We start from the raw sequence: 6,974 nt of genomic DNA, 5'->3' as shown, positions 1-6,974 counted from the left end.
CTTTAGCTGCTAATTTCTTGAGGCCTAAGCTTTTCCAGAGCTGATCGTTTCGTTTGTTTATAAAATCTAGTTCCTGATCAAAACTCGCTTTTAAATCTCCCTTTTTGATTGCGACTAACGCTAGCAACCAGTGAAGATAACTATACTCTTCGCATCTTGTATTTTTCTTGAAATTTTTGGCAATTTTGTAAACTTCCCGGCCCGATAAATCCATGATCTTTGTTCGCCACGACACCGCATCATCAAATTCTTTTATGAATTGATCATTCCATTTTTTTTCGATCATATACGCACGGTCTTCATGTAAGTATTTGACAGGCATATCGGCACTTACACCCAATACCTCATTCAAAACGGCACTGTAGAGAAATGCTGAAACATCTTTTTGTGTGCATCTTACTTGGATCGATTTTTTAAAAATATCTCGTGCGATCCAAATTTTTGGCACAGGCAGAGTATTTTTTGGACGCACCGATGCGCCCAAGTTTAACCTAAACGTCTTTTCTCTCCGCTCTTCAATCCACGGGTCGGGTAAAAACTGAAGGGATGAATCGCAGACATTGCTATCGTCCTGTTGCTGATTCCGTATAGTCAAGACGACAGCATGAATCTGCTTACACGCCTTTCCAAGATCATACCTTTCCTGTTTTTTCTTGATCAGTGAAATTGCTTGATCAAATAATTTTTCAACGTCGCTTGCATAGGAAAATTCTGTAGTTGAGACTACAGAAAATACAACAATAACTCCGACCCATATCAACCTAAACAAGTCTCTAATCCTCCGACAAAAGAACGCGAACATATATCATAGAATCATATTCATACTATGAGAGGTTTAGAAAGAAAATTACCAACCTGCCAAAACCGCGCAAGGTCATGCCTGAACTCCGCGAAGACTACATCAAGGCGTATAAAACCTACATCATGCACACAGGCGACCATCAAATCGCCAAGGAACTCGGACTCCTGGAACTCAGACGCTCGTGGGCAGAAACCAGCGCCGATGGATCAGGTCGTCTCACCAAACACGCGCCAGAACTCGAATACCCATCGCTCTCCGCCAACGCCATTAAACAGCGCTTCGAAACCGACCTAAAAGCCCAAGGCTTCGACCCCGAAACCACCTTCCTAAAAACCGACGACCTAACCCGAACAGAATCCAAAACCATGCATCCACCTTGCCTGATTTTCGTAATCTCGCGTATGATACTCATACGTGCAAAGGGGGGAGGGGATTATGAGTACCGTTGAGATGTTGCCGAAGAAGGAAGGTTCGTTCGATGCGGATGTCGAGCAGGCGCGGAAGATTCAGACGTTTGCTTATGCCAAGCCTGATGTCACCACGCCCAAGGGGTCTTCAAAATTATGCCAGACGGATATTCTTAAAACTGCGGTGCAGATTGTACGCAAGGGCGGGGGCAATAATCTGCATTCCCACGCGGTCGCAGATACGTGCTGGATGGTTCTAAAAGGTCGCGCGCGCTTTCACGGCGAGGATGGCGTCGTGCTGGGCGAATTTGGCCCCATGGAAGGGATCATGACACCGCGCGGCACGGCCTATTGGTTTGAAAGTGCCGACGACGATGAAGACCTGGAACTTCTACAAGCCGCGGCCAAGCTGCGCGGTGAAAAAGACATTCGCACCAACCACGAAGAACGCCCCGCCCAAATGAAAAATCAAATTCAGCGGTTCAGTGCGCGGACGGATCGGTAAAGATTTAAGTAGCGTTACCCCTCCACAGGGAAGCCGACGATGCTGCCCCATTCGGTCCAAGACCCGTCATAGATTCTGACATTGTCGTAGCCGAGGATTTGCGTCATTGCCACCCAGACCAAGGTCGCGCGGTGACTAAGCCGGCAGTAGCAGACGATTTCGTCCGCGTCATCTGGTGTCGCACCGACAGCAGAAACAATGGCCTTGATTTCGTCGGCGCTTTTGTAGCTATCGTCAGCGTTGATCAGTTCCTTAAAGAACAAATGTTTCGCCCCAGGGATGCGGCCCTTGCGTTCAGCACCATGGTCGAACTGACCATGTTCCATCACCCGCTCGCCGGAGTATTCTTCCGGGGTGCGGACGTCCAACAATAGCCGTCCGGCTTTGCCCAAGTTATCGCGAACATTCTCGCGGCCCAAGCGCATGCTTTCGTTTGGCGTCGGTGTCGGATAATCAACCGCATCAAAGCGCGGAATGTTGCGCGTCATCGGGCGGTCTTCGGCAACCCATTTGGTGCGTGCGCCATCCAGGACTTTTAGATTCTTATGACCCGCCATGGTCACCGCCCAAAACCCATAGGTACCGTACTGCACCGGGTCGCCATACAGCACCAACGTGGTGTCTGGTCCAATGCCAATCGCGCCGAGCATTTTGGCCAATGCCTCAGGTGTTACAAATTGGCGGTCGGTTGCATGCCAGCAGGCGTCTTTCCAAAACCAACGAAGCGCGCCGGGGATGTGCCCGGTGCGGTAGGTTTCATCGTCGAGTTTCGCCGAAACTTCGATGATCCGAACAGTGGGATCGTCGAGATGATCTTCGAGCCATTGGGTGCTAACGAGTGCTGATGCCATGATGTTTACGCCGCCTTAGAATCACTGTGATTGAGGATAATTTTCATTGTGCGCCCGCCGCCGCTGTCCAGCAGTTCAAGCGCTTCGTCCATGTTTTCGAATTTTATAGTGTTGGAGATAATGGGGGCCAAGTCCACCACACCGCGCTGCACGAAATCGACACAGGCCGGGAAATCTTCGGCTTTGGCGACACGGGCATTGATAACGTTGAGTTCTTTGAAATAAAGATCATAGAACGGCAAGTTGGCTTCGCGTTGGGTGTAGATGCCGAACGGCAGGATGCGTCCGCCGATACGCGCGAGATCAATCGCTTGGCCAAGCACAGGTAACTGGCCAACGGATTCAATCACCAGGTCCGCACCACGACCGTTGGTGAGTTCGAGAACTTTTTCCTTGGTGTCTTCGCCGGGTGCAATCGTGAAGTCGGCGCCGAGTTCTAATGCCATGTCCAACTTCCACTGGCTGCGGGTGATGCCGATGACGGGATATGCGCCGTGCGCTTTCGCCAATTGCACATGCATCATACCGGTGACGCCTAGGCCCATAACAATGACTGCTTCGCCTGGTTTGATATTACACTTCCGCTGGGCGTGCAGGCAGGTGGTCATGGGTTGGATCAGCGGCGCGATGTCGTCGCCAACGTCGTCCGGGAGTTCGTAAACGTTGCTTGACGGGGCGACCATATAATCGGCAAAGCCGCCATTGATGTCGCGGCCGATCAGACCGCCGTTCGGACACAGGTGTTCTTGATTGTCGCGGCAATTGTAACAGGCACCGCAGCTGTATGCTGGATCGATAATCACGCGGGTGCCAGGAGCCAACGGCCCGCCCGCTTCGACAACGCCAACAGATTCATGTCCCATGACCCGAGGGTAGTCGACCGGAATTCCGCCCTGATAAATTTTTAGATCAGTCCCACAAATACCGGTCGACGTGACCCGGACCAGAGTTTCCCCTGGGCCCGGTTCAGGTTTCTCGATATCGCGGAACTCAGCTTCGCCGGCCCCGGTCAGCACCATTGCTTTCATTTGGTTACGCCTTTACTTCGGGCTCACCGGATACTTCGGCGTACCACCTTGCAGCACCGTGCAGACATCGCCCGCGACGGTGGTTTGCAGGTCCAGCAATGCGTCTTCGGAATAGAACCCGGTGTGCGGCGACAGGATTACATCGTCGCGGCCAATCAATGGGCAGTCAGCGGCAGGGGGCTCAACCGGCAACACGTCCAGGCCAGCACCGGCAATTTCGCCAGCGTCGAGTGCTTTGGCAAGATCGTTGATCTCAACCAAGGGACCGCGGGCCGTGTTCACCAGGATCGCGTTCGACTTCATCTTTTTGAAGGTGTCCATGTTGAACATGTTTTCGGTTTCCGGCAGCAACGGTGCGTGGACCGAAACAAAATCAGACTGGGCATACAGATCGTCCAGTTCCACCAGATCAACATCCAGGTTCTTGGCGATGTCTTTGTTCACGAACGGATCGCTCGCAATGACCTTCATGCCAAAGGCTTGGGCCTTGCCGACGATCTTTTGCGGGATGTTGCCGAGACCAATAAGACCAAGTGTCTTGCCGCGCAGGCGTGGGATGGGAACAACATCCGGCATGTTCCAGGTGCCGCTGTGGACTTGCTTGTTGGCGAACGGGATTTTCCGCGCCGCCGCCAGCAACAACGCCATGGCGTGATCGGAAACTTCATCTAAGCAATAAACTGGCGCGTAGGTTACAACGATGCCCTTGGCAGCAGCGGCATCAAGATCGATGTTATTCACCCCAATGCCAAACCGGCCGATGGCTTTGCAGTTGTTCAGCCCGGCAATCACGTCGGCGGTGATTTCGCTATAGGTGACCAGCAACGCCTCGGCGTCTGCGGCAACCGCCAGGATATCGTCTTGAGACGTGCTCTTAGATAACGTCAGCACACCATCAACAGGTGCCAGGGCTTCGGTCGCCAGGTCCAAGCTCGGGAAAACGCTATCGGCGACAGCAATATTGGTGCTCATGAAAGTACTCCTTCAGATTTTTTTGTTCGTTGTAAACAAGGCTAATTGTTCGTTGTAAACAAGGCTAATTGTTCGTTGTAAACAAGGTCAGGCCCTCCCATCCGACACACCGCCGGGGAGAACAACTACTACCCCTTAAATTTGGCCGAAACCTAGTCGTTTTGAGGGGGGATGAAAAGGGTTAATGCGGAGGCGGGGGCTCAGAGAGTTAACTTTATTCAGCACCCTTCGAGACGCCGCTAGCGCGGCTCCTCAGGATGAGGTTTTTTTTATTTTTATATTTATTTCAATAACTTAATTAACATCCTCATCCTGAGGAGACTGCATAGCAGTCGTCTCGAAGTGTGCTCAGCGGCACGTCTTCAACTGGAAATTCAGCCTAATAAGTCACGCCCGCTGATATAAAATTATCGCCCCACAATAAGTTCACTGACGGAATTATCATCAAAAACGATGAATATTCTTTCAAAACAGTGATTGAGCTTTATCTCACGGGCAGCTGCAGTATAGATATCGGCATCTGCTAAAAAATAATCGTTGAGAAGAGCAAGCCAAACTGGATTTTCTAGTCGCACGAATATAGCACTCTTTTTGCGAATACGATCCTCCAATATAAGGCGGGCATTCAGAGCAATATCCGCCGACGAATTGTTACTGGTAATAAACCCAACAATTTTTTTTCTTCCTGCTGGCTTTTGAATAATCGAAATTTTAGTTTTTGAGCCTTGAATATCTCGACGCTCTTCGTAATCAAGCGCTGGAGATTTAGCTACTTCAGTGACCCAGTCTCGTAATATCTTTTTATATTTTCTAGGGTTTTTGATGGGCAAGTCCATATGGACGTGCAAGCTCATTCCATCAGGTAGTATAGGGCCTACGTTGATATTAAGTTCATTGACGAGACGAATTCCAAATAAATCTTGTGTAGTGCGATTGCCAAGTGGACGCCCCTGCTCAATTGTCGGAGGCCTGAGCTGGGTGACCTCTACGCCAATGCAGGAGTCACTGAAGTTCAGATAAATATCCGGGGGATCGTCTCCTTCGTTGACCGATACTTTTTCACTTCCACCGAAATACGTTGCAAGACATGACCCAACTAATTGTTCGTCAAGGCGCATGATCTTGTTTTCATTATAAAAGGGGGAGGGGGATTATGTCAGCGCCCTTCGAGACGGTGCTTCGCACCTCCTCAGGATGAAGAGTTTAAAATACCCTTCATGGTGAGGAGTGGCGAAGCCGCGTCTCGAACCACGCCCCTACCTACTTTTCCCAAACATACTTATTCGTCAGCGTGCCAATCTGATTAATGTTGATGTCCACGACGTCGCCATCGACCAGGTTGGGAGAGGTGCCGTCGGTGCCCATCCAGAGGACGTCACCCGGCTGCAGCGTGCAGTATTGTGAGATGGTGGAGATGAATTCGGCGACGCCGAAGATCATTTCGTTGGTTTTGAAGCGCATGGTTTCTGCGCCGTTGACGCTGACGACGGTTTCCAAGGCGTCTAGGTCGATGTCGGTTTCGATCCACGGGCCCATGGGTTTGAAAGTATCGGAGTTCTTGCCCCGCCACATGGTATTGTCACCATATTGCCAGTCCCGGGCGCTCACGTCGTTGCCAATGGTGTAGCCGAAGACGATGTCCAAGGCTTCTTCTTGGCTGAGTTTTTTGCCTTTTTTGCCGATAACCGCGACCAGTTCACCTTCATAATGAATACGCTCGCCAGCACCTTCAGGGATCTCAACGTTATTGTTGTGGCCGGTCAGGGCGCATTGCAGACGGTAGCCGGTGTCGGGCTTTTGCGGCACTTTGGGTTCAATGCCCTTACGCTTGGCCTGTTCCAAAATGTGCGCGAGATAATTAAGGCCGACGCAATAGAAGGTCCGCGGCATGACAGGCGGCAGAAGTTGCGTGCCGGCGAGGGGCACAGTGTCCCCAGTTTTTTGATAGTCCCCAAACGGCGTTCCGGTTACGGTTGCCAGTTGATCCCCTTCGACAATGGCGAATGTGGGTTCGCCGTCTACTTCAATCCTCGCCCAGCGCATGGTGGTTCTTCCCCTGTTGAATTAATTGTGATGCCATAGATTCAACAGTTTGCAAGCTGTTGGCAAGCCTTCATACTCCGGAATTCCAAACACAAATCAAACTGGGAAATGTTTTATGGATTTAGCATTGAAAGGAAAACGCGCGATTGTCACGGGCGCCAGCCGGGGGATCGGCAAGGCATGTGCATTGGCGCTGGCGGCTGAAGGCGCACGGGTCTGTGTCGCCGCACGAAACGAAGAAATGCTGGCTCAGACTGTTAAGGATGTCGATGCCGCTGGCGGCGAGGGCATGTACGTTTCCGCTGATCTTACAGAAATTGAGGGATGCAAGGCGGTCGTTGATGCCTGTGTCGAAAACTGGGGCGG

General features: G+C 51.3%; 9 protein-coding genes. 3 read left to right on the top strand and 6 right to left on the bottom strand.

Annotated elements, in window-relative coordinates; genetic code table 11:
* On the bottom strand, nucleotides 1–769 hold a 769-nt coding region (locus HOM51_20315), incomplete at its 3' end, for a hypothetical protein (protein ID MBT5036864.1).
* 107 nt (nucleotides 770–876) lie between these two features.
* On the opposite strand from HOM51_20315, the gene HOM51_20310 reads away from it, so the two are divergent.
* Both HOM51_20310 and HOM51_20305 read left to right on the top strand, forming a co-directional pair.
* Entirely contained in the window at nucleotides 877–1,251 is a 375-nt protein-coding gene (locus tag HOM51_20310; protein ID MBT5036863.1) for a hypothetical protein, read from the top strand.
* The gene (locus tag HOM51_20305; GenBank protein MBT5036862.1) at nucleotides 1,238–1,714 is read left to right on the top strand and encodes a hypothetical protein; all 477 of its coding nucleotides are present in this window, start codon (nucleotides 1,238–1,240) and stop codon (nucleotides 1,712–1,714) included. The genes HOM51_20310 and HOM51_20305 overlap by 14 nt, the downstream gene beginning before the upstream one ends.
* 14 nt (nucleotides 1,715–1,728) lie before the next feature.
* On the opposite strand, the gene HOM51_20300 is transcribed toward HOM51_20305, so the two are convergent.
* The 5 genes from HOM51_20300 to HOM51_20280 form a co-directional block, all read right to left on the bottom strand.
* A complete protein-coding gene (locus HOM51_20300) occupies nucleotides 1,729–2,565 on the bottom strand; it encodes a sulfurtransferase (protein MBT5036861.1) in 837 nt (278 codons plus the stop codon).
* Nucleotides 2,566–2,570: 5 nt separating this feature from the next.
* Nucleotides 2,571–3,593, bottom strand: coding sequence for an alcohol dehydrogenase catalytic domain-containing protein (locus HOM51_20295; protein ID MBT5036860.1), 1,023 nt, complete (start codon nucleotides 3,591–3,593; stop codon nucleotides 2,571–2,573).
* A 12-nt stretch (nucleotides 3,594–3,605) separates the two neighbouring features.
* Complete coding sequence (locus tag HOM51_20290) at nucleotides 3,606–4,565, bottom strand: C-terminal binding protein (GenBank protein ID MBT5036859.1); 960 nt, start codon at nucleotides 4,563–4,565, stop codon at nucleotides 3,606–3,608.
* Between the two features lie 407 nt (nucleotides 4,566–4,972).
* Complete coding sequence (locus HOM51_20285) at nucleotides 4,973–5,683, bottom strand: hypothetical protein (GenBank protein MBT5036858.1); 711 nt, start codon at nucleotides 5,681–5,683, stop codon at nucleotides 4,973–4,975.
* Between the two features lie 142 nt (nucleotides 5,684–5,825).
* The gene (locus tag HOM51_20280) at nucleotides 5,826–6,608 is read right to left on the bottom strand and encodes a fumarylacetoacetate hydrolase family protein (protein MBT5036857.1); all 783 of its coding nucleotides are present in this window, start codon (nucleotides 6,606–6,608) and stop codon (nucleotides 5,826–5,828) included.
* 115 nt (nucleotides 6,609–6,723) lie between these two features.
* On the opposite strand from HOM51_20280, the gene HOM51_20275 reads away from it, so the two are divergent.
* A partial coding sequence (locus HOM51_20275) for an SDR family NAD(P)-dependent oxidoreductase (GenBank protein MBT5036856.1) occupies nucleotides 6,724–6,974 on the top strand: 251 nt, incomplete at its 3' end.

This window comes from Rhodospirillaceae bacterium, assembly GCA_018660465.1.
In the GTDB taxonomy this organism is placed as follows: Bacteria; Pseudomonadota; Alphaproteobacteria; order Rhodospirillales; family JABJKH01; genus JABJKH01.
This window is presented reverse-complemented; position numbering and strand designations above follow the sequence as displayed.

Excerpts from the sequence above, each read along its gene's own strand:
- HOM51_20310 (MBT5036863.1), top strand. The coding sequence starts at position 877 with ATGCCTGAACTCCGCGAAGACTACATCAAGGCGTATAAAACCTACATC.
- HOM51_20305 (MBT5036862.1), top strand. The coding sequence starts at position 1,238 with ATGAGTACCGTTGAGATGTTGCCGAAGAAGGAAGGTTCGTTCGATGCG.
- HOM51_20300 (MBT5036861.1), bottom strand. The coding sequence starts at position 2,565 with ATGGCATCAGCACTCGTTAGCACCCAATGGCTCGAAGATCATCTCGAC.
- HOM51_20295 (MBT5036860.1), bottom strand. The coding sequence starts at position 3,593 with ATGAAAGCAATGGTGCTGACCGGGGCCGGCGAAGCTGAGTTCCGCGAT.
- HOM51_20290 (MBT5036859.1), bottom strand. The coding sequence starts at position 4,565 with ATGAGCACCAATATTGCTGTCGCCGATAGCGTTTTCCCGAGCTTGGAC.
- HOM51_20285 (MBT5036858.1), bottom strand. The coding sequence starts at position 5,683 with ATGCGCCTTGACGAACAATTAGTTGGGTCATGTCTTGCAACGTATTTC.
- HOM51_20280 (MBT5036857.1), bottom strand. The coding sequence starts at position 6,608 with ATGCGCTGGGCGAGGATTGAAGTAGACGGCGAACCCACATTCGCCATT.